The organism is Pseudomonas sp. 3-2, assembly GCF_019710535.1.
GTDB lineage: Bacteria > Pseudomonadota > Gammaproteobacteria > Pseudomonadales > Pseudomonadaceae > Aquipseudomonas > Aquipseudomonas pharyngis.
The window spans coordinates 4,866,522-4,888,715 of the sequence record NZ_CP081200.1 but is presented as its reverse complement, the minus strand read 5'-3'; the positions used below and the strand labels follow the sequence as shown (position 1 = coordinate 4,888,715).

At 61.1% G+C, this 22,194-nt stretch carries 12 protein-coding genes and 1 riboswitch; of the genes, 10 read left to right on the top strand and 2 right to left on the bottom strand.

Annotated elements, in window-relative coordinates:
- Positions 1 to 4: 4 nt before the first annotated feature.
- On the bottom strand, positions 5 to 7,744 hold the full coding sequence (locus K3819_RS22100) for a dermonecrotic toxin domain-containing protein (protein ID WP_221397939.1): 7,740 nt from the start codon (positions 7,742 to 7,744) through the stop codon (positions 5 to 7).
- A 306-nt stretch (positions 7,745 to 8,050) separates the two neighbouring features.
- Between K3819_RS22100 and K3819_RS22095 the strand changes: the two genes are divergently transcribed.
- The 7 genes from K3819_RS22095 (at position 8,051) to astE (ending at position 15,854) form a co-directional block, all read left to right on the top strand.
- Positions 8,051 to 9,271 carry an aspartate aminotransferase family protein gene (locus K3819_RS22095; protein WP_064598809.1) on the top strand — a complete coding sequence of 407 codons (1,221 nt, stop codon included), beginning with the start codon at positions 8,051 to 8,053 and terminating at the stop codon, positions 9,269 to 9,271.
- Positions 9,272 to 9,494: 223 nt separating this feature from the next.
- Positions 9,495 to 10,514 (top strand): arginine/ornithine succinyltransferase subunit alpha, encoded by a 1,020-nt coding sequence (gene aruF, locus K3819_RS22090; RefSeq protein ID WP_064598807.1) that lies wholly within the window; start codon positions 9,495 to 9,497, stop codon positions 10,512 to 10,514.
- A gap of 51 nt (positions 10,515 to 10,565) precedes the next feature.
- The gene (gene astA / locus K3819_RS22085; RefSeq protein WP_064598805.1) at positions 10,566 to 11,591 is read left to right on the top strand and encodes an arginine N-succinyltransferase; all 1,026 of its coding nucleotides are present in this window, start codon (positions 10,566 to 10,568) and stop codon (positions 11,589 to 11,591) included.
- Positions 11,588 to 13,057 (top strand): succinylglutamate-semialdehyde dehydrogenase, encoded by a 1,470-nt coding sequence (gene astD, locus K3819_RS22080; protein ID WP_221399725.1) that lies wholly within the window; start codon positions 11,588 to 11,590, stop codon positions 13,055 to 13,057. Before astA ends, astD begins: the two co-directional genes overlap by 4 nt.
- Before the next feature lie 73 nt (positions 13,058 to 13,130).
- Positions 13,131 to 14,477 carry an N-succinylarginine dihydrolase gene (gene astB / locus K3819_RS22075; RefSeq protein WP_221397938.1) on the top strand — a complete coding sequence of 449 codons (1,347 nt, stop codon included), beginning with the start codon at positions 13,131 to 13,133 and terminating at the stop codon, positions 14,475 to 14,477.
- A 63-nt stretch (positions 14,478 to 14,540) separates the two neighbouring features.
- Positions 14,541 to 14,831 carry a hypothetical protein gene (locus tag K3819_RS22070; protein WP_064598799.1) on the top strand — a complete coding sequence of 97 codons (291 nt, stop codon included), beginning with the start codon at positions 14,541 to 14,543 and terminating at the stop codon, positions 14,829 to 14,831.
- Between the two features lie 12 nt (positions 14,832 to 14,843).
- On the top strand, positions 14,844 to 15,854 hold the full coding sequence (gene astE, locus K3819_RS22065) for a succinylglutamate desuccinylase (RefSeq protein WP_221397937.1): 1,011 nt from the start codon (positions 14,844 to 14,846) through the stop codon (positions 15,852 to 15,854).
- Positions 15,855 to 15,936: 82 nt separating this feature from the next.
- Here the strand turns inward: astE and K3819_RS22060 are convergent, their stop codons facing one another.
- Positions 15,937 to 16,446, bottom strand: a complete 510-nt coding sequence (locus K3819_RS22060; protein WP_039772077.1) for a 6,7-dimethyl-8-ribityllumazine synthase — start codon at positions 16,444 to 16,446, stop codon at positions 15,937 to 15,939.
- Positions 16,447 to 16,548: 102 nt separating this feature from the next.
- Positions 16,549 to 16,720: riboswitch (FMN riboswitch) on the bottom strand.
- Positions 16,721 to 16,917: 197 nt separating this feature from the next.
- Here K3819_RS22060 and ltaE point away from each other — a divergent pair.
- The 3 genes from ltaE to K3819_RS22045 all read left to right on the top strand — a co-directional run bounded on the left by ltaE (position 16,918) and on the right by K3819_RS22045 (position 22,025).
- Positions 16,918 to 17,922, top strand: a complete 1,005-nt coding sequence (ltaE, locus tag K3819_RS22055; RefSeq protein WP_085610730.1) for a low-specificity L-threonine aldolase — start codon at positions 16,918 to 16,920, stop codon at positions 17,920 to 17,922.
- Positions 17,923 to 18,068: 146 nt separating this feature from the next.
- A complete protein-coding gene (gene alaS / locus K3819_RS22050; RefSeq protein WP_039772080.1) occupies positions 18,069 to 20,693 on the top strand; it encodes an alanine--tRNA ligase in 2,625 nt (874 codons plus the stop codon).
- Between the two features lie 90 nt (positions 20,694 to 20,783).
- Positions 20,784 to 22,025: an aspartate kinase gene (locus K3819_RS22045; protein ID WP_007951048.1), complete on the top strand. Its 1,242-nt coding sequence runs from the start codon at positions 20,784 to 20,786 to the stop codon at positions 22,023 to 22,025.
- The last annotated feature ends 169 nt before the right edge of the window (positions 22,026 to 22,194 follow it).

Sequence of the window (22,194 nt, the reverse complement as noted above, 5' to 3'; positions counted from 1 at the left end):
TTGCTCAGTCTTCGATATTGACGACGGGCCGTATGACCTGGGGCGGATGATCGAGAATGCCGTCGACGTTCAGGGTGTTGCCCGTCTCCTGGAAATAGGCTCGGATGCGGTTCATCGCACGCATGGAAAAGGGGTTGCCACGTAAATCGTAGCGATCACCGACATAGGCCGGTACCTCCATCAGTTCGTCCGGCATTTCGCTGATTTCATTGCCTGACAGATCGATTTCCATCCAGTTGAAGTTGCCAAGCGCACCCTTGGGAATTTCGCGGATGCCGGTCGTGCTCAAGTCCAGATCGGTCAGTGCCTGCAGGTTGCTCAGGTCGGGAGCCAGTCCAAGTGGGTTGTCCTGCAGGTGCAAGAGCTCGAGAGTGTGCAGCCCCGCCAGGCCGTTCACATTTTTTGGCGTCAGGGTGATGTTGCATTCCGGCAGGCTCAGCGACGTCAGACGCCCCATCCTGAAGATGGCTTCGGGGACGGTTCTCAGGTCGTAGCCTCGGATATCGAGGCTATCAAGACTGGGGAACGCCTCCAGGAAACGGCCGATGCGCGGCGAGTGATCGCTGACACTGAGCAGGTACAGATCCGATACGTGGCCGAATTGCGCCGTCAGTGTCGGCAGTTCACCTCGTAGCGGCAGGCTCGACGCGAAGCGGTGATCTTCGATATCCGCGCCTTCCAGCGGTGTCTTGCGCCAGCAGGTCAGCAACTCCTCCTTGAAACGCGCACGGTTTTGCTCTTCTTTCAGGCGCTCCGCGGCGTCGAGTGGCTGGCCGCTGATGTCATTGACCGGCAGGTCGGCCTCCCATGCCGCAAGATCACCCAGCAATGTTGCCAGTTCGGTTTCAAGACGTGTCAGTTCGCTCCGCCCATCCGCCAGCGAGCCGTCCAGTCGGTAGATGAAGGCGCTCGCCTGTTCGTCGTCGAGGGCGGGGTGCAGGGTCTGGACTCGGATCAGGTCTGTCATTTCGGCCATGACCCCAAGGTCTTCGCCGTTACGGCGATAGTAAATCTTGATCCGGTCACGGGTGGCGGCATTCAAGGGATTGTCGCCGAAGTCATAGCCATTGCCGACGGCTGCCGGCAAGGCGAAGACATCTTCGGGAAGCTCGGTGATGCGGTTGTTGTTGAGTACAACCGTTTCAAGTGCGGGGTGGTTCAACAGCCCCGCGGGAAGTTCGGTGATGGCCGTCGCCGACAGGTCGAGGTACTCCAGTGCTCGCAGGTTGCGCAAGTCAGGCACCATGCCCAGCGGATTGCGATAGAGATCCAGGCTTTTGAGTCGGGTCAGCATTCCAAGAGCCGTGTGGCCTTCGCTGTCCAGCACCACGTCGCAGTCACTCAATGCCAGCTCCTCGAGTGCAGGCATCCGGGTGATCGATTGTGGAATTCGTCCCAACGCCAGCTCCCGCAGCTCCAGGGTTTCGAGGCCGGGAAAACAGTGCAGAAAGCTGTCATTGATCCGCAGTTGTGAATTGCCGTGTAACGACAGCGCCGTGACGTGGCTGAAGTCAGTGCTCAAGGACGGCATGTCGCCAATGAACGCAAGATTGAGGCTCAGTGTTACAGCCCGTGTTTCCGGATTTTCCTCCAGTCGTTCGCGCCAGAACGCCTCGAGTTCCAGGCGAAAGGCCTCGCGTTCGGCACGCTCGGTATCGCGTTCGATTTGACTGAGTACTTCATCGGTGGCGGGGAAACGCTCGGGAATATCGTTCACCCAGCGGTCCAGCTCGTCGACCAGTTGCCGCCGTTCTGATTCCCAGCGGGCAATTTGTGCACGCCCTTGCTCGATGGTTCCCGGCAGCAGGTACAAGACGCGTTCGGCATCCTCGCGGTCCAGTGACGGGAACAGTTCGATGAGCCGGTCCAGATCTTCGTTGGGCATTGAGACGCCGAAGTTCTGCCGGTGCTGCTGGAAGCAGACTTTGATCCGATCGCGAGTGGCCGCGGTCAGCGGGTTGTCGGCGAAGGTGAATTGTCGGGGGGTGTTCACCGGAATATCGAACAGGTCTTCGGGCAGTTCGCTGATCCGGTTGCGATCGAGGATCGCGACGGTCAGGCGCGGGCGTGTGAGCAGGCCGTCCGGCACGCTGGTCAGTTGGGTATCGACCAGACGCAAATGAGTCAGTGCCGGTAGGCTCTCGAGAGGTGGAGGCGCACCCAGCGGGTTGCGACTCAGATTCAGATACTGCAGGGCATTCAAAGGGGAAAGGATGGTCTGGCCAGGCGAAGTCAGTGACAACCCGCAGTTTTCCAGGATCAGGCGTTGCAGCGAAGGCATTCGTGCGCAGGCTCGCGGGATCTCTGCGAGGTTGAAATCATGCAGCTCCAGATGACGTAAGCCGGTGAAAGAACCCAGAAAGGCGTCGGTGGCGCTCAGGGTCGTACTTCCATGGACTGACAACTCTGCAATATGGCTGAAGTCCGCCGACAACCGAGGCAGCTCGCCGATGAACGTAAGCGTCGTTATCAGGGTGTCGTGCCGCTGCCTGGGGTTGTCCGAAGACCGCATGTGCCACAACCGCTCCAGTTGGTCGGCAAAGGCTGTTCTCCTGGTGTGCTCGACGAACATCTCTGCCGGGCTCAACAGTTGACCGCTGACCGGATGTGAGGCGGGAATCGCGGTCTTCCATTGTTCGAGGTCCGCGACCAGTTGTTCGATTTCCGCCTTCCAGTGCCTGAGCAGGCTGCGGCCCTGTTCCAGGTCGCCGGGCAAGCCATAGAAGACGTCGCTGGCTTCCTCGGTGTCCAGGGCGGGGAACAGGGCTTTGGTGGCTGCGATATCTGCTGCATCGGCAGGTACGCCGAAATCCGGACCGATTTCCCGAGAGTAGGTCTTGATGCGTTCCCGGGTCTCAGCGCTCAGCGGGTTGCCGGAAAAATCAAATCCTTCGCTGACGGTGGCCGGCAGTTGAAAAAAGTCCTCGGGAAATTCGCTGATCCGATTGTCACTGACGATGGCCGTTCTGAGGTTCGGATGGCGAGTCATGCCGACTGGCGCTTCGTTGATGCCCGTGCTGGAAAGATCGAGGTAGTTGAGTTGGCTCAAGGCGCCGACATCGGGTGAATCGCCCAATGGGTTGCCGGGCAACTCAAGGGAATCCAGCACGGGCATGGCGGCCAGTGCCGCTTGCGCTTCGGCACTGAAAGTCACGCCGCAATTGTTCAAGACCAGCGCTTCGAGGGCTGGAAGGCGGGCGAGCGTTTGCGCAATCCGGTCAAGTGTGAAATCGCGCAGAACCAGCGTAGTCAACCGCGGGAAGCTGGCGAGGAATGAAGATGTGGAGGTGATCGATTTGTTGCCACTCAAGGACAACGTGCGGATGTGGCTGAAATCCGCACTCAGTACGGGCATGTCGCCCATGAATGTTGCCTGCCCAGTCAAGGTTTCGGCCCGTACCAGCGGCTGAGTCGTGGATCGGTGACGCCACAGCCGTTCGAGGCGCCCGGCGAACGTTTCCCTGGCAAAGTGTTCTTCGAGTCGTTCATTGAAGGTCAGTGTCTCGCCACTGAGTGGATTGCGGTCCGGAATGTCCCGGGCCCAGCTGGTCAGGTCCGCGGTCAAACGGGTTATTTCGGCTTCCCATTGATCCAGCTGAAGCCGGCCTTGGGCGAGAGAGCCTGGAAGTCGGTAAATCAGCTCGCTGGCCTGGCGATCGTTAAGGTCGGTGAACAGCATTTTGGTGCGGTCGATCTCGGGTTGTTCTGGCCGCACGCCCATGTAATTGCCGGTGCGGTTGAAATAGACTTTCACCTGTTCGCGCGTGGCGTTGGAAAGTGGATTGCCGGCGAAATCGAATATCGCCCCGGTGCTGGGCGACAGCTCGAACAGCACATCGGGCAGCGAAGTGATCTGATTGCCGGCCAGCCAGGCGCTTCTGATGCGCGGATGATCCAGCAGCCCGGCAGGCAGTGCGGAAATACCGGTGTCCATAAGATTGAGATAGGTCAGCGCAGAAAGGCCGTTGACGTCCATCGTGATACCCAAGGGGTTACCTTGCAGATCGAGCGCCGTCAGTTCGTTGAGTGACGACAGCAGCAGCTGGTTTTGTGGGGTGAGAACGACGCCACATTGGCGCAGTCTCAGTTGTCGCAGCGAGGGCATCGTCTGGAGACTTTGCGGCAGGTCGTCCAGGTCGAAATGGTTCAGGGCCAGGCGTTGCAAGTTTGGGAAACGCTGGAGAAATGCGTCGACGCCGCCGGGATTATCTGTGCCGGTCAGTTCCAGGTTGGTGATGTGATCGAAATTGGCGCTCAGGACGGGCAAGTCCCCCGGCAGTGGCTCTGAAAACAACAGACGGAAACCGATCGCTTCCGGGGTTTCTCTGCGCCAGCATTTGCGCAGAAGATGGGCGAACAGTTGGCGGTCGCGCAGGGTGGCCATCTGTCGGGCGAGGGACGGAGAGAGCCCGGTTTCCGGATTGTTGGGAGCAGCGGCGTGTATCCACTGATTCAGGTCGCTGTCGAGCTGGGCGTATTCGAGGCTGAGCCGCGACAGTTCTGCATTCGCCCCGTCAGGGTGGGCTTGCAGTCGCGCGACCATGTCCTGCAAGTCGCCCTGCAACAGTCTCGGGTACACCTGCCTGATGCGGTTTTCCAGAGTGCGCGGGGTGCGCGGCGTTTCTCGGGCGTAACCTTGTGCCCCGGTCAGGCGCAGAGTCTCGATGGCCGGCGGGGAAGGGGGCTCGTCGACAATCGTCAGGCGCAGATCACTGCGTGGCAGCGGATTGTCACGCAGGGCCTGCCTGAGCTTTTCACCTTCACCGATGTGCAGATTCAATGCCTGGCGCTGGGCGTCCGGCAAGGCTTGCAGAACGCAGGTGTAGAAATCGGCGGTCCCCTGCAACTCCAGGCCCTGCTGGTCATACGGCTTCCATCGACCGTTGGCGTCGAGTACCAGTACCCTCCTGATGGCGGCCGATTCGGGCCCCGTACTGTCGAGCAGTTGTCCTTGCGGGGAGCTGGAACGTACCTCCAGACGTACGTCGCCAGACCAGCCCGGTAATCGCTGGAGGCTGTGCAGCGCCAGGGTGTCGGAGTCGGGATTGCGCACCGAATCCAGCTCCAGCCCTTCGTAGGCGCGAGTCACCCGCAGTTCATGCCGGGCCTCTTGCGCCAGTTCCTGTTGCCGAGCGGGCCAGTTTCCGGCTTCGATCTCCAACAGTTCTGAACCCGTGGCAGTATTGAGCAGCGCTTCGCTGATTTTTGCCGGCAGGCGAGGTTCGTGCAGGGCCACGGTTCTTGCCAGCGGTTCATCGCGGTGTTGAAGCGCCTGATAGCGCGTCTCGAACAAGGCCGTGCGTTCAGTTGTCGCGATCTGCGTCAGACGGGCACGCAGGTTTCGGGTGCGTACTTCGAGGGCGATCACCTGGCCGAATTCCTCTTCAAGCAGCGTATTGATTTCGTGGTTGTCGAGTGTCTGCAGCAGAGTCTTGAGCAAGTCGCCGTCGGTCAGTCTGTTCTCATGGATGTCCGTCAGCGGCAACTGTTGATCGGTGGAGGATTGCCAGACGACGTCGCCCTGTTCGCTGAACAGGCGTAGTCGTCTGCCGGAGGGCCACAGGTGCTGATCCTTGAGAAGCTGGAGTTGAATCAGCGGATCGGCGGTGAGGTAATCCTCGGCCTTGCTGCTGCCGATCCGGTCGATGAAATCCTGCAAGTCCCGATCAATCAGAAAACGCTGGAGACTGTCGGCCAGCAAGGGCGGCATGGGCTCGCGGTTCATGTGCATCCTGCGCAGGACGTCTTCGTCGCAACCGCTGACCTGGAGCAGGCGTTCGCGTCGCGCCGGGGGCAGCGATTCAACACTTGGACCCAGGCGCTGCAATACCGTCGGTCTGTCCCATTCCAGCGGGCGCTCGAGCTCGGTGTGGAAGGCGCCTTCACCGTTGTGGAAAACGGTAGGGCGATACGCGTCCGGTCGGCTCGGATGTTCGATGTACAACTTGTCCGGCTGTCCCGAATGGCTGACGGCGTAGTGCCCCTGTTCGGCCGGCAGCCATTTGCGGCCTTGATACTCATGCAGGCCGGACGGGTCCGGCACGCTTCCATCGGGCGGCAGGGCCTGCTGTTCATAGGGCTTCAGGTCCGGCTTCCAATACTGCGTTTTGCCATTGCGCAACTTGACCGGCCGGAAACGATCGATGAAGGCCACGACGGGGGCCGGCAGTATCCTGGGAAGTTCGGCCAGGGCGATACTGCCGCCAATCCCGAAAGCGCCGAATTGCACCAGGGATTCCAGCGCGGCGAACAACTGTTCGCCGGCCTCGGTGGCCGATCCTTCAGCCCAATCGACAATGCCCTCGAATACCTCGTCGAGAAACTGATAGGCCATGTAAGCCATCATCATTTCACCCAGGAACGGCACGAAGGGCAGCACGACAAACGCGGCAATCTGGAGAATCGACGTCGCCACGCTGACAAAGGAATCCCATCGTGCCCAGCGGGCATTGCGGTCGACGGCCGCGGTCGGGACGGCAAGGGTGGCGGCATCGTTGAGTATCTTGTTCAGCTTGCGTTGGTAAAGGTGTTCCGACAGGTCGCCAGCGATGGCGCTGATCGCCAGCTGCAACTTTGGGTGCTCAATGGGGGTATCGCGCCAGGTGGGCTGAGGGTTGCCGGGTTCGGGGGCGTGCCATTTCACTTGGCTCAGGCGCCGGTTCAGCTCGGAGAAGAATTGCCCCCGCTGGGCATGGGCGACGAATCCGCTGAAAAATTGCTGGTACTGCGGGGAGCGCAATTGACGGGTGAGTTCCTTCTCCAGTTCGGCGGTCGAGGCATAGTATTTGACCGGGTGCTCAGGGTCGCCTGGCACGTAGGCCACCACGCCTGACGGTGTGCCTGCCTGTTCCAGGTCCGGCGCAAAAATCACGATACCTGCCAGCTCCGCCGACATCATCGTCAGATCGTGACAGCGCAGGGTCTGGCCGTTCACCCGCATGCCCTGCAAACCGTCGCTCAGGCCACCGATCAGGCGATACCAGCGTTCGTCGATATCCCGGTTGAGGCGCGCCAGCTCAAGCGCGGCTTTGAGACCTGCGATCTGGGTCGCTTTGACCTTCGGGGTCAATTCAGCGGCCACGACCGGATCGGAGATGCCGAGGCTGGTTTCAAGGTAGCGCTTGTAGCCGGCACCGATATCCAGCTCCCGGCACAGGCCCGTGAAAGCAGGTATGCCGATTTGTGCGCCGAGCGCCGGCCGTGTCTCGAACTGTCCTGTGGCCGACGGTTTGCTGATGAAGCAGGAGTCGCTGTCGTAGGCGTCGGCTCGTGTTTCATGTTCTTCGAAGTTGTGCAGCGCCGCGTCCAGCAAGGAAACCGTCCAGACCCGTACGCCGGTGCGGATGGAAAGGCCGGGCGGCGTGATCGGAATATAGAGGCGCAGGAAAGTTGCCCTCACGTCCAGCTCAAGTCCGTAGCGTGATTTCAACCCGGTTTTCAGCAAGGGTTCGGCAAAAGTGTGGGCGTCCTGCACGCCTTCCAGCAACTGATCGACACTGTTTTGCGCCTGCATGTGATCTGCGATGGCGGCGCGTAGCGCGAGGTGTTGTGCCCGTGGTGCCAACTTGAATGTGTCGGGAATTGTTCTGCGCGCATTTTTCAGTGCGTCGCGCCTGGTCTGCGAAGACTTGCCCAGCCATTCAGGGATGCCATTGAGAAGGGGTTGATAGTGTGGCGGCGAATGAAGCGGGGCGTACTCGGAAGCCAGAGGAGGCACGGGTGGTTTTTCGGTCGGTGATTGCATGGTGATTGCGCCTTGGCGTCTGGAAAAGTGCCAAGCGAATCAAAATGCGCACGATGAAGTGCGGTACATAGTTATCGCAGCGACAAGCTGTGGAATTGATATCCTCGCAGGCCTGCTGCAATTGTCGTCGACGGTTTAAACTGCGCCTTTGCGACGGTATATGTCGCATTGCCGTAAACCCGGGAAAATCCGGGGTTTGCGCTATAAGAAGTTGTCGCTTGGCGGCAAGGCCGGGCACAAAACTGTCCTTACAATCCCCCCATCGCTCGCCAGTTTCAGGCGGGTGGCCCTCATCAGGAGACTCCGATGTCCGTTGAGCACGCTGCGGTACAACGCGCCGATTTCGACCAGGTTATGGTTCCCAACTACGCGCCTGCCGCTTTCATTCCGGTGCGTGGCGCCGGTTCCCGCGTCTGGGATCAGGCCGGCCGCGAGCTGATCGACTTCGCCGGCGGTATCGCCGTCAACGTATTGGGTCACGCGCATCCGGCGCTGGTCGGTGCCTTGACCGAGCAAGCGAACAAGCTGTGGCACGTGTCCAACGTGTTCACCAACGAGCCGGCCCTGCGCCTGGCGCACAAGCTGATCGACGCCACCTTTGCCGAGCGCGTGTTCTTCTGCAACTCCGGCGCCGAAGCCAACGAGGCCGCCTTCAAGCTGGCCCGTCGCGTCGCGTTCGACCGTTTCGGCACCGAAAAGTACGAAATCATCGCCGCGCTCAACAGCTTCCACGGCCGTACTTTGTTCACCGTGAACGTCGGTGGCCAGTCGAAGTACTCCGACGGTTTCGGCCCGAAAATCACCGGCATCACCCACGTGCCGTACAACGATCTGGCAGCGCTGAAAGCCGCTGTTTCCGACAAGACCTGCGCGGTCGTTCTGGAGCCGATCCAGGGTGAAGGCGGCGTGCTGCCGGCCGAGCTGGCTTACCTGCAAGGCGCCCGTGAACTGTGCGACGCGAACAACGCGCTGCTGGTGTTCGACGAAGTGCAGACCGGCATGGGCCGCACCGGCAACCTGTTCGCCTACCAGCATTTCGGTGTGGTTCCGGACATCCTGACCAGCGCCAAGAGCCTGGGCGGCGGTTTCCCGATCGCCGCGATGCTGACCACCGAAGCGCTGGCCAAGCATCTGGTCGTCGGCACTCACGGCACCACCTACGGCGGCAACCCGCTCGCGTGCGCCGTGGCTGAAGCGGTGATCGACGTGATCAACACCCCTGAGGTGCTGAACGGCGTCAACGCCAAGCACGACAAGTTCAAGACCCGCCTGCAGCAGATCGGCGAGAAGTACGGCCTGTTCACCCAGGTGCGCGGTCTCGGTCTGCTGATCGGTTGCGTGCTGAGCGATGCCTGGAAAGGCAAGGCCAAGGACATCTTCAACGCCGCCGAACAAGAAGGCCTGATGATTCTGCAGGCCGGCCCGGACGTGATCCGTTTCGCCCCGAGCCTGGTGGTTGAAGACGCGGACATCGACGCCGGTCTGGACCGCTTCGAACGTGCTGCGGCGAAACTGACGCAAGCCTGATAGACCCTTCGGCGCCTGACTTGATCAGGCGCCGAACCCAATTTTGATGCCGGGCAAAATCAAATGTGGGAGCGGGCTTGCTCGCGAAAGCGGTGGGTCAGACAGCGAAAATGTTGACTGACAATCCGCTTTCGCGAGCAAGCCCGCTCCCACACTGATCTCTGTGTATGCAGTAGCTGACCGGTTATTTTTCTGTGAATTGATAAGAGAAAGGAGTGACACCATGCTGGTGATGCGCCCCGCGCAAATGGCTGATCTGGGCGAGGTACAGCGTCTGGCTGCGGACAGCCCGATTGGTGTCACTTCCTTGCCGGATGACGTTGAACGCCTGAGCGACAAGATCGCTGCGAGCGAAGCCTCGTTTGCGGCCGAAGTGAGCTTCAACGGCGAAGAGAGTTACTTCTTCGTCCTCGAAGACACTGCTACCGGCAAACTGGTGGGTTGCTCGGCAATCGTCGCTTCGGCCGGTTATTCCGAGCCGTTCTACAGCTTTCGCAACGAGACCTTCGTGCATGCTTCCCGCGAGCTGAAGATCCACAACAAGATCCACGTCCTCTCGCAATGCCACGACCTGACCGGCAACAGCTTGCTGACCAGTTTCTACGTGCAGCGCGAGCTGGTGGGTTCGCCGTGGGCCGAGCTCAACTCCCGTGGCCGTCTGCTGTTCGTCGCCAGCCACCCGGAGCGGTTCGCCGATTCGGTGGTGACCGAGATCGTCGGTTACAGCGACGAGAACGGCGACTCGCCATTCTGGGACGCCATCGGTCGCAACTTCTTCGACCTGAACTACGCCGAGGCCGAGCGCCTGTGTGGCCTGAAAAGCCGTACGTTCCTCGCCGAGTTGATGCCGCATTATCCGATCTACGTGCCGCTGCTGCCGGACTCCGCTCAGGAAGCGATGGGCCAGGTACACCCGCGTGCGCAGATCACCTTCGACATCCTGATGCGTGAAGGCTTCGAGACCGATCACTACATCGACATCTTCGACGGTGGCCCGACCCTGCATGCGCGCGTTTCGGGGATCCGTTCGATCGCCCAGAGCCGTGTGGTGCCGGTGAAGCTCGGCGAGCCGGTCAAAGGTGCCGGGCGCCAGTATCTGGTGGCCAACGCCCAGTTGCAGGATTACCGCGCGGTATTGCTGGAGCTGGATTACGCGCCGGGCAAACCGGTGACCCTGGATCTGGAAGCGGCCGAAGCCCTGGGCGTCGGTGAAGGTGCCAGCGTGCGCCTGGTGGCGGTTTAACGCCTTAGCGAGTTTCACGGGTGGCCACGGCGGCCCGTTTGAGGAGATAGCATGATTGTTCGTCCCGTACGCAGCAGCGATTTGTCCGCTCTGATCGACCTGGCCCGCAGCACCGGCACCGGCCTGACCACATTGCCGGCCAACGAAGAGCGCCTGACCCACCGGGTCGGCTGGGCCGAGAAGACCTTTCGCGGTGAAGCCGGCCGTGGCGACGCGGACTACCTGTTCGTGCTCGAAGACGACAACGGTCGCGTGGTGGGGATTTCCGCCATCGCCGGCGCCGTCGGTCTGCGCGAGCCTTGGTACAACTTCCGCGTCGGCCTGACCGTCAGCGCCTCGCAGGAGCTGAACATCTATCGCGAGATCCCGACGCTGTTCCTGGCCAACGACCTGACTGGCAACTCCGAGCTGTGCTCGCTGTTCCTGCACGCCGATTACCGCACCGGCCTCAACGGCCGCATGTTGTCCAAGGCGCGGATGCTGTTCATCGCCGAGTTCCCGCAACTGTTCGGCAACAAGATCATTGCCGAGATGCGCGGCGTGTCGGATGACGCCGGTCGTTCGCCGTTCTGGGAAAGCCTGGGCCGGCACTTCTTCAAGATGGAATTCAGCCAGGCCGATTACCTGACCGGCGTCGGCAACAAGGCGTTCATCGCCGAACTGATGCCGAAATTCCCGCTGTACACCTGCTTCCTGTCGCCGGACGCGCGCAACGTCATCGGCCAGGTGCACCCGGACACCGAGCCCGCGCTGGCGATGCTCAAGAGCGAAGGCTTCAGCTATCAGGGTTACGTCGACATCTTCGACGCCGGCCCGGCCATCGAGTGCGAGACCAGCAAGATCCGCGCGGTGCGTGACAGCGAGGCGCTGGTGCTGGCCATCGGCACGCCGGGCGACGACGCCACGCCGTTCATCATCCATAACCGCAAACGCGAAGATTGCCGCATCACGGCGGCGCCGGCCCGTCTGGCCGCCGGCACCCTGGTGGTCGATCCGCTGACCGCCAAACGTCTTCAACTCAACGCTGGCGATCAGGTACGCGCCGTGGCGTTGTCCGCTGCCCGGGAGTCGAAATAATGAATTCGCTATACATCGCAGGTGAGTGGCTGGCCGGTCAGGGCGAGGCCTTTCAATCGCTGAACCCGGTAACCCAGCAAGTGCTGTGGTCGGGGGAGGGCGCTACCGCCGCTCAGGTCGAGTCGGCCGTGCAGGCTGCGCGTCAGGCGTTCCCGGGCTGGGCCCGTCGTACCCTGGAAGATCGCATCAGCGTGCTTGAAGCGTTCGCCGCCGCGCTGAAAAACCACGCTGATGAGCTGGCCCGCACCATCGGTGAGGAAACCGGCAAACCGCTGTGGGAAGCCGCGACTGAAGTCACCAGCATGGTCAACAAGATCGCGATCTCGGTGCAGAGCTACCGCGAACGGACCGGCGAGAAGAGCGGCCCGTTGGGCGACGCCACCGCCGTGTTGCGCCACAAGCCGCACGGCGTGGTCGCGGTGTTCGGCCCTTACAACTTCCCTGGCCATTTGCCGAATGGCCACATCGTGCCGGCGCTGCTGGCCGGTAACAGCGTGCTGTTCAAGCCAAGCGAGCTGACCCCGAAAGTCGCCGAGCTGACGGTCAAGTGCTGGATCGAAGCCGGTCTGCCGGCCGGTGTCCTGAACCTGCTGCAAGGCGCCCGCGAAACCGGTATCGCACTGGCGGCGAACCCGGGCATCGACGGTCTGTTCTTCACCGGTTCGAGTCGTACCGGCAATCACCTGCATCAGCAATTCGCCGGTCGTCCGGACAAGATTCTTGCGCTGGAAATGGGCGGCAACAACCCGTTGGTGGTCGATCAGGTCGCTGATCTTGATGCGGCGGTTTACACGATCATTCAGTCGGCGTTCATTTCCGCCGGTCAGCGTTGCACCTGCGCCCGTCGTCTGCTGGTGCCGCAAGGCGCGTGGGGCGACAGCCTGCTCAAGCGTCTGGTGGAAGTCAGCTCGACCATCGAGGTCGGCGCGTTCGACCAGCAGCCGGCGCCATTCATGGGCTCGGTGGTTTCCCTTGGCGCGGCGAAAGCGTTGATGGATGCCCAGGCGCATCTGCTGGCCAATGGCGCAGTGTCGCTGCTGGCGATGACTCAACCGCAGGCGCAGTCGGCGCTGCTGACTCCGGGCATCGTTGATGTGACGGCGGTTGCCGATCGTTCCGACGAAGAACTGTTCGGTCCGCTGCTGCAAGTGATCCGCTACGCCGATTTCGCGGCGGCGATTGCCGAAGCCAACGACACTGCATTCGGTCTGGCCGCTGGCTTGCTGTCGGATTCCGAAGAGCGCTATCAGCAGTTCTGGCTGGAAAGCCGTGCCGGGATCGTCAACTGGAACAAGCAACTGACGGGGGCTGCGAGCAGCGCACCGTTCGGCGGTGTCGGCGCTTCGGGCAACCATCGCGCCAGCGCCTACTACGCGGCGGATTACTGCGCGTACCCGGTAGCTTCGCTGGAAACTCCAAGCCTGGTGTTGCCGGCGGCACTGACGCCTGGCGTGAAGATGGTGTGAGGCGCGTCGCGCCTCGATTGCACTCGATTGTTATTTGATGCCTATAAAAACAGATTCTCGTGGAGCCTCGCTGATGAAATCCTATGAAGTCAATTTTGACGGTCTAGTGGGGCCGACCCATAACTACGGTGGTCTGTCCTACGGCAACGTTGCGTCCCAGAGCAACAGCCAGCAATCCTCGAACCCCAAGGAAGCGGCGCTGCAAGGTCTGGCGAAAATGAAAGCGCTGATGGAAATGGGCTTTCAGCAAGGCGTGCTCGCACCGCAGGAGCGTCCGGACGTGGCTGCATTGCGCCGTTTGGGTTTCAGCGGTACCGACGCTCAGGTGATCGAGCGCGCCGCCAAAGAAGCGATGCCGCTGCTGGTCGCCAGTTGCTCGGCGTCGAGCATGTGGGTGGCCAACGCCGCCACGGTCAGCCCGAGTGCCGACACCGCTGACGGTCGCGTGCATTTCACCGCCGCCAACCTGAACTGCAAATATCACCGCAGCATCGAGCACCCGACCACCAGTCGTGTGCTGGGCGCGATGTTCGCCAACCAGCAGCACTTCGCACACCACGCTGCATTGCCGGCGGTGGCGCAGTTCGGCGACGAAGGCGCAGCGAACCACACGCGTTTCTGCCGTGAGTACGGCGAGGCTGGTGTCGAGTTCTTCGTGTTCGGTCGCAGTGCGTTCGACACTCGCTACCCGGCACCGCAGAAATACCCGGCGCGCCAGACCCTCGAAGCGTCGCAGGCGGTTGCCCGTCTGCACGGCCTGCGTGATGACGGCGTGGTCTACGCGCAGCAGAATCCGGCCGTTATCGACCAGGGCGTGTTCCACAACGACGTGATCGCGGTGGGCAACGGCGAGGTGCTGTTCTACCACGAGGACGCGTTCCTCGACACCGAGCAGATGCTAGCCGAACTGCAAGCCAAACTGGCCAAGGTCGGCGGCAAGTTCCAGTCGGTCTGTGTGCCGCGTTCGGCGGTCACCGTGGACGACGCCGTGCGTTCCTACCTGTTCAACAGCCAGCTGCTGTCGCGCCCTGACGGTTCGATGCTGCTGATCGTGCCGGAAGAATGCCGTGGCAACGAGCGCGTGTGGAATTACCTGCAAGGCCTGACCAGCTCTGGCGGCCTGATCCGTGAAGTGAAAGTCTTCGACCTCAAGCAAAGCATGCAGAACGGCGGTGGTCCGGCGTGCCTGCGACTGCGCGTCGCGCTCAACGAAACCGAGCTGGCGGCCGTCAACCCAGGGGTTATCATGACCGCCCCGTTGTACGGTTCGTTGACCGCATGGGTTGAAAAGCACTACCGCGACCGCCTGACCGAAAGCGATCTGGCGGATCCGCAATTGCTGCTTGAATGCCGGACGGCACTGGATGAACTGACGCAAATCCTTAAACTGGGCGCGGTTTATCCATTCCAGATCAATTGATGGCCGGCGCGCCGCCTGAACGCGGCGCGCGGCTTTTCTCCCCCAACAGAGCGTAAAAAAGACATGAGCGATTCCCTGCGGCTGATCCTTGAAGACACCGACGGCAAGCAACTGGAAACTTCCTGCACCCGCGTCGCGGTCATGTGGCAAGGCAAAGAGCTGTGGATCCAGCAGGACGGCCGCGGCCAACTGCTGATCGGCGTGGACGTCGAAGAGGGCGACGAAGAGTACGCCAACCTGCTGTTGCGCCCATTGGCGACTAATCTGGTAAGTCTGCAACTGGAGATGGAACCGGCTGACCTCGGCGACGACGACGGCCACGTGCACGGCCCGGATTGCAACCACGACCACTAAGGAAACCGCTCTATGCTCGCCCTCGGCAAACTGCTTGAACTGACCCTCGCCGGCCGCGAACCGGCGGAGAAGACTCAACTGACTGTCGAAGGCGTGCGCATGCGCTGGTTGAGCGAGGGTGCGCTGGAAGTCCGGCCACCCGAAGCGCGCGACAATGGCCTGGACCTGCTGCTGTCGGCAGGCATCCACGGCAACGAAACGGCACCGATCGAATTGCTCGACCGGTTGCTGCATGACATCGCTCGCGGCGATCTGAAGCCGCGCGCACGTATTCTGTTCCTGTTCGGCAACCCGGAAGCGATTCGCAAGGGCGAGCGTTTCATCGAGCAGGACGTCAATCGGCTGTTCAATGGCCGTCACGAACAAAGCAGCGGTTCCGAAGCCCTGCGTGCCTGCGAGCTGGAACGGCTGGCGGCGAGTTTCTTCAGTCTTCCTGATCGTCAGCGCCTGCACTACGACCTGCACACGGCGATTCGCGGTTCGAAGATCGAGCAGTTCGCTTTGTATCCGTGGAAGGAAGGTCGCCAGCATTCCCGTCTTGAACTGGCCCGCCTGCGCGCCGCCGGCATGGAAGCGGTGCTGTTGCAGAACAAACCGTCGATCGTGTTTAGCTCCTACACCTACGACAAGCTGGGGGCCGAGTCCTTTACCCTGGAACTGGGCAAGGCGCGGCCATTCGGGCAGAACGCCGGGGTCAATGTGTCGCTGCTGGAAACCCGTCTGAAGCAGATCATCGAAGGCACCGAGCCGGAGATGGCCGAGCAGGGCCTGGACGGTCTGCAACTGTTCAGCGTGGCCCGGGAAATCATCAAGCACAGCGATGCGTTCCGTCTGAATCTGCCGGCGGACATCGAAAACTTTTCGGAACTGGATGTGGGTTATGTGCTGGCCGAAGACCTGGCCAATACCCGCTGGATCATCGAAGAGCAGGGCGCGCGGATTATCTTCCCCAATCCCAAGGTCAAGAACGGCCTGCGAGCGGGCATTCTGATCGTGCCGACCACTGACGAAAATCTTGCCTGACCCTATTTTCGGTTCGACATAAACCACTGCTCCCACATTTGGATTTGAGTGAGGCTGAGACCTCACTCAGTTCCGGATCGGTTTACACCGCAACTGCACGCGGCTCGGTACGACGCAACGCACGCACTTTCTGCAACGTATCGGCGCAGGTCTTCGCCGCTTCCTGACCCTTGTGCACGAAATGCTCGAAGAAGAACTTCTGGTGTTCTTCGCCGGCATGGAAGTGGTGCGGGGTCAGCGACACCGAAAACACCGGTACTTCGGTTTCCAGCTGCACCTGCATCAGGCCGCTGACCACCGACTGGGCGACGAACTCGTGACGGTAGATCCCGCCGTCCACCACCAGGGCCGCCGCGACGATACCGGCATAACGACCGGTCTTGGCCAGCAGCTTGGCGTGCAGGGGCATTTCAAAGGCGCCGCCGACTTCAAAGAAATCGATGTCCGATTCCTGATAGCCCTGAGCGATCATTTCGGCGAGGAAGCCTTTACGGCTCTGGTCGACAATTTCCTTGTGCCAGCAGGCCTGGATGAACGCGACGCGCTCGCCGTGAGGGTGTTTGCTTTTGCTGTCGATAGCGGTGGGTTGCATGTTCTGACTCCTGTTTGTGTGAAAAACAGGGCGTTATGAATCGAAAGGGATTCAAGGGTACGCACGCTCGCGCATACACGGCGGACGGCCCTTTGGCGTCAATCCCGTTCTCTCTTCATCCGGACTGTGACCGTCGGCCCCGGAATCACACCGGGTCTGCTGACCTTGCCGCCGCTCACGGCTTTTGCCGTGCCCGTCACCAAGCGCTCGCGGGCTATGCGCATTGCGCGCAATTACCGCCGGTGGGGAATTGCACCCCGCCCTGAGAACGTTTCGCCGCCCTTTATCGGGCGGCGCAGCGTTTTTAACACAGATTGCCAGGCCGTGCATTGCGCCTTTGTGATGATTGCCATCGGATTATTCGAAGCGTGAAAACGACTTTTCCTTGCGCAAGGGTTGATTAATCCGCGCCATGCCCGCAGTAATTCGTCTTCGAAAAGGGATTTTCCCTGCTGACTTGAGGCCAGGTTCATGAGCGTTATCGATCTTCGCAGCGACACCGTCACTCAACCGACCCCCGCCATGCTCGACGCGATGACCCGCGCCGACACAGGCGATGACGTGTATGGCGAAGATCCGACGGTCAATCGTCTGGAAGCCGAATTGGCAAAACGGCTGGGTTTTGCTGCGGCGCTGTTTGTCCCGACCGGCACCATGAGCAATTTGCTGGGCTTGATGGCGCACTGCGAGCGCGGTGACGAGTACATCGTCGGCCAGCAGGCGCACACCTATAAGTACGAGGGTGGCGGCGCAGCGGTGCTCGGCTCGATCCAGCCACAGCCGCTGGAAGTGCAGGCCGATGGTTCGCTGGATCTGGATCAGGTGGCAGCGGCGATCAAGCCTGATGACTTCCACTTCGCCCGCACCCGCCTGCTGGCGCTGGAAAACACCATGCAGGGCAAAGTGCTGCCGCTGGACTATCTGGCCCGGGCCCGTCAGTTCACTCAGGACAATGGCCTTCAGCTGCATCTGGACGGCGCGCGGCTGTACAACGCGGCGGTCAAGCTCGGAGTCGATGCCCGGGAAATCACCCAGTATTTCGATTCGGTCTCGGTGTGCCTGTCCAAAGGCCTCGGCGCGCCGGTCGGTTCGGTGCTGTGCGGTTCGTCGGCGTTGATTGCAAAGGCCCGGCGCCTGCGCAAAATGGTCGGTGGCGGCATGCGTCAGGCCGGACTGCTGGCGGCGGCGGGGCTGTATGCGCTGGATCACAATGTCGAACGTCTGGCCGATGACCATGCCAACGCACAGTTGCTGGCTGAAGGCTTGCGCGAGGCCGGTTTCAGTGTCGAGCCGGTGCAGACCAACATGGTTTACGTGCAGATGGGCGACCGTGCCGAGGCGATCAAGGCATTTGCCGCCGAGCGCGGGATCAAGTTGAGCGCTGCCGCCCGTCTGCGGATGGTCACGCACATGGACGTCAATCGCTCGCAAATCGAGCAAGTAATCGCGACATTCGTCGAGTTTTCGCGCAAGTGACAGCGTTAGCGGCCCAATTGACCGTTTCTATCGTATAAACACGCTGTACCCCGCGCGCAGGGCCGATATAATGCGGCCCTTTGCCGTCGTTTCGTCTGTTGACGTTTCGTACAGGCCTTTGGCCGCAGCCTCCGTGGAAGAACCTAATGAAAAGCGCAGAAATCCGTGAAGCCTTCCTTCGCTTCTTCGAAGAGCAAGGCCACACCCGTGTAGCCTCCAGCTCTTTGATTCCGGGCAACGACCCCACCCTGCTGTTCACCAACGCGGGGATGAACCAGTTCAAGGACTGCTTCCTGGGCCAGGAAAAGCGCGCGTACACCCGCGCCGTCTCCAGCCAGAAATGCGTGCGCGCCGGCGGCAAGCACAACGACCTGGAAAACGTCGGTTACACCGCCCGTCACCACACCTTCTTCGAAATGCTGGGTAACTTCAGCTTCGGCGACTACTTCAAGCGTGATGCCATCACCTACGCCTGGAACTTCCTGACCTCCGAGAAGTGGCTGAACCTGCCGAAGGAAAAGCTGTGGGTCACCGTCTACGCCAGCGATGACGAGGCTTACGACATCTGGACCAAGGAAGTCGGTGTGCCGGCCGAGCGCATGGTGCGCATCGGCGACAACAAAGGCGCGCCTTACGCGTCCGACAACTTCTGGACCATGGGCGATACCGGCCCGTGCGGTCCTTGCACCGAGATTTTCTACGATCACGGCGCCGACATCTGGGGCGGCCCACCGGGCTCGCCGGAAGAAGACGGCGACCGTTACATCGAAATCTGGAACAACGTGTTCATGCAGTTCAACCGCACCGCCGATGGCGTGTTGCACCCGCTGCCAGCGCCGTCGGTGGACACCGGCATGGGTCTTGAGCGGATCAGTGCCGTGCTGCAGCACGTTCACTCGAACTATGAAATCGACCTGTTCCAGAGCCTGCTGGCCGCATCGGCCAAGGCCATCGGCTGCAGCAATGACAATCAGGCGTCGCTGAAAGTCGTGGCGGACCACATCCGTTCCTGCGGCTTCCTGATTGCCGACGGCGTGCTGCCGTCCAACGAGGGTCGCGGTTATGTGCTGCGCCGGATCATCCGTCGCGCCTGCCGTCACGGCAACAAGCTGGGCGCCAAGGGCAGCTTCTTCTACCAGATCGTTGCCGCACTCGTGGCCGAGATGGGCGAAGCGTTCCCGGAACTGAAATCCCAGCAGGCGCATATCGAGCGCGTACTGAAGGCCGAAGAAGAGCAGTTCGCCAAGACCCTGGAGCAGGGCCTGAAAATCCTCGAGCAGGATCTGGCCGAGCTCAAAGGCGACGTGGTGCCGGGCGACGTGGTGTTCAAGCTCTACGACACCTACGGTTTCCCGATGGACCTGACCGCGGACATCGCCCGCGAGCGCAGCCTGACCATCGACGAAGCCGGTTTCGAGCGTGAAATGGAAGCCCAGCGCGTCCGTGCACGTTCCGCCAGCTCGTTCGGTCTGGACTACAACAGCCTGGTCAAGGTAGACGTCGACACCGAATTCACCGGTTATCACGCCACCAGCGGTTCGGCAAAAGTCGTTGCGCTCTATAAAGATGGCCAGTCCGTGGACGTCTTGAGTGAAGGGCAGGAAGGCGTTGTGGTGCTGAACCAGACCCCGTTCTACGCCGAATCCGGCGGCCAGGTTGGCGATTGCGGTTACCTGCAGGCCGGCAACAGCCGTTTCGACGTGCGCGACACCACCAAGACCGGCGGCGCGTTCCTGCACCACGGTGTACTGGCGTCGGGCAGCCTGATCGTTGGCGCACCGGTGGAAACCCACGTCGAAGCCGACGTGCGTCACGCCACTTCGCTGAACCACTCGGCCACTCACTTGCTGCACGCTGCGCTGCGCAAAGTGCTGGGCGACCACGTTCAACAGAAGGGCTCGCTGGTCGACAGTCAGCGCCTGCGTTTCGACTTCAGTCACTTCGAAGCGATCAAGCCTGAGCAGATCAAGGCGCTGGAAGACATCGTCAACGCCGAGATCCGCAAGAACTCCGCCGTTGAAACCGAAGAAACCGACATCGAAACCGCCAAGCAGAAAGGCGCGATGGCGCTGTTCGGCGAGAAGTATGGCGACAACGTGCGCGTGCTGAGCATGGGCGGTGATTTCTCCGTCGAACTGTGCGGCGGTATCCACGCCAACCGTACCGGCGACATCGGCCTGCTGAAAATCATCAGCGAAGGCGGTGTGGCATCGGGCGTGCGTCGTATCGAAGCGGTCACTGGCGCTGCGGCGCTGGCTTACTTGAACGCTGCTGAAGAACAACTCAAGGAAGCGGCCAGCCTGGTCAAGGGCAGCCGCGACAACCTGATCGACAAGCTGTCGGCGGTGCTGGAGCGCAACCGTGCGCTTGAAAAGCAGCTCGAGCAGTTGCAGGCCAAGGCTGCCGCCGCTGCGGGCGACGATCTGTCGGCTTCGGCTGTGGACGTCAAGGGCGTGAAAGTGCTGGCCGTGCGTCTGGATGGTCAGGACGGCAAGGCGCTGCTGGCGCTGGTCGATCAGCTGAAAAACAAACTCGGCCGCGCAGTGATCCTGCTCGGCAGTGTCCATGAGGAAAAGGTCGTACTGGTCGCAGGCGTGACCAAGGACCTGACTGGCCAACTCAAAGCCGGTGATTTGATGAAACAGGCTGCTGCGGCAGTGGGCGGGAAGGGCGGTGGTCGTCCGGACATGGCGCAGGGCGGCGGTGTCGACGCCGGCGCACTGGATGGCGCACTGGCGCTGACCGTTCCATTCGTCGAGCAGGGTTTATAAGACGGCCCGTCGGGCCCGCAGTCTAGTGGCGGGCCCGGCGGCTGTTCGAGTGATTATTGGGCGCCCTTCATGGGCAGAGGCGGCTTTGAAATGGCTTTGATCGTACAGAAATTTGGAGGCACCTCGGTCGGCACTGTCGAGAGAATCGAGCAGGTCGCCGACAAGGTTAAGAAATTCCGCGATGCCGGCGATGACCTGGTGGTTGTGCTGTCTGCAATGAGCGGCGAGACCAACCGTCTGATCGATCTGGCCAAGCAAATCAGTGGCGAAGATCAACCGGTTCCGCGCGAACTGGATGTGATCGTTTCCACAGGTGAGCAGGTGACGATCGCCCTGTTGGCCATGGCGCTGATCAAGCGCGGTGTGCCGGCGGTGTCGTACACCGGCAACCAGGTGCGGATCCTGACGGACAGTGCGCACAATAAAGCGCGTATCTTGCAGATCGATGACCAGAAGATTCGCGGTGACCTGAAAGCAGGTCGCGTGGTGGTGGTCGCCGGTTTCCAGGGCGTCGACGAGCACGGCAATATCACGACCCTGGGTCGTGGCGGTTCCGACACCACCGGCGTGGCGCTGGCCGCTGCGCTGAAGGCTGATGAGTGCCAGATCTACACCGACGTCGATGGTGTCTATACCACTGACCCGCGCGTGGTATCGGTTGCTCAGCGTCTGGACAAGATCACCTTCGAAGAGATGCTGGAAATGGCCAGCCTCGGTTCCAAGGTGTTGCAGATCCGCGCGGTGGAGTTCGCCGGCAAGTACAACGTTCCGCTGCGCGTACTGCACAGCTTCAAGGAGGGTCCGGGCACCCTCATTACTATTGATGAAGAGGAAACCATGGAACAGCCGATCATTTCCGGCATCGCTTTCAATCGCGATGAAGCCAAGCTGACCATCCGTGGCGTGCCAGACACCCCGGGCGTGGCGTTCAAGATTCTCGGCCCGATCAGTGCCGCGAACATCGAAGTCGACATGATCGTGCAGAACGTCGCGCACGATAACACTACCGACTTCACCTTCACCGTGCACCGCAACGACTACCAGTCCGCGCAAACCGTGCTGGAAAACACCGCTCGCGAGATCGGTGCCCGTGAAGTGGTTGGCGACACCAAGATTGCCAAGGTCTCGATCGTCGGCGTCGGTATGCGTTCCCACGCAGGCGTGGCCAGCCGCATGTTTGAATCCCTGGCAAAGGAAAGCATCAACATCCAGATGATCTCGACCTCGGAAATCAAGGTTTCCGTGGTGATCGAAGAGAAGTACCTGGAACTGGCCGTGCGCGCCCTGCACACGGCTTTCGAGCTCGACGCTCCGGCCCGTCAGGGCGAGTGATGCGTTGTCTGAAGGGCGCGGTCTGACCGCGCCCTTTATTTTTTGAATGGCGCGAGCCCCCGAACTGTTCTTTTGCTCGCGCTGGTCAATACTCAGGCATGTAGGGCTACGATCGCTCCGGTTGTAGGTCGGGTGCCTTTTTTTTGCAGACTGTTGTCCCTGAAATGAT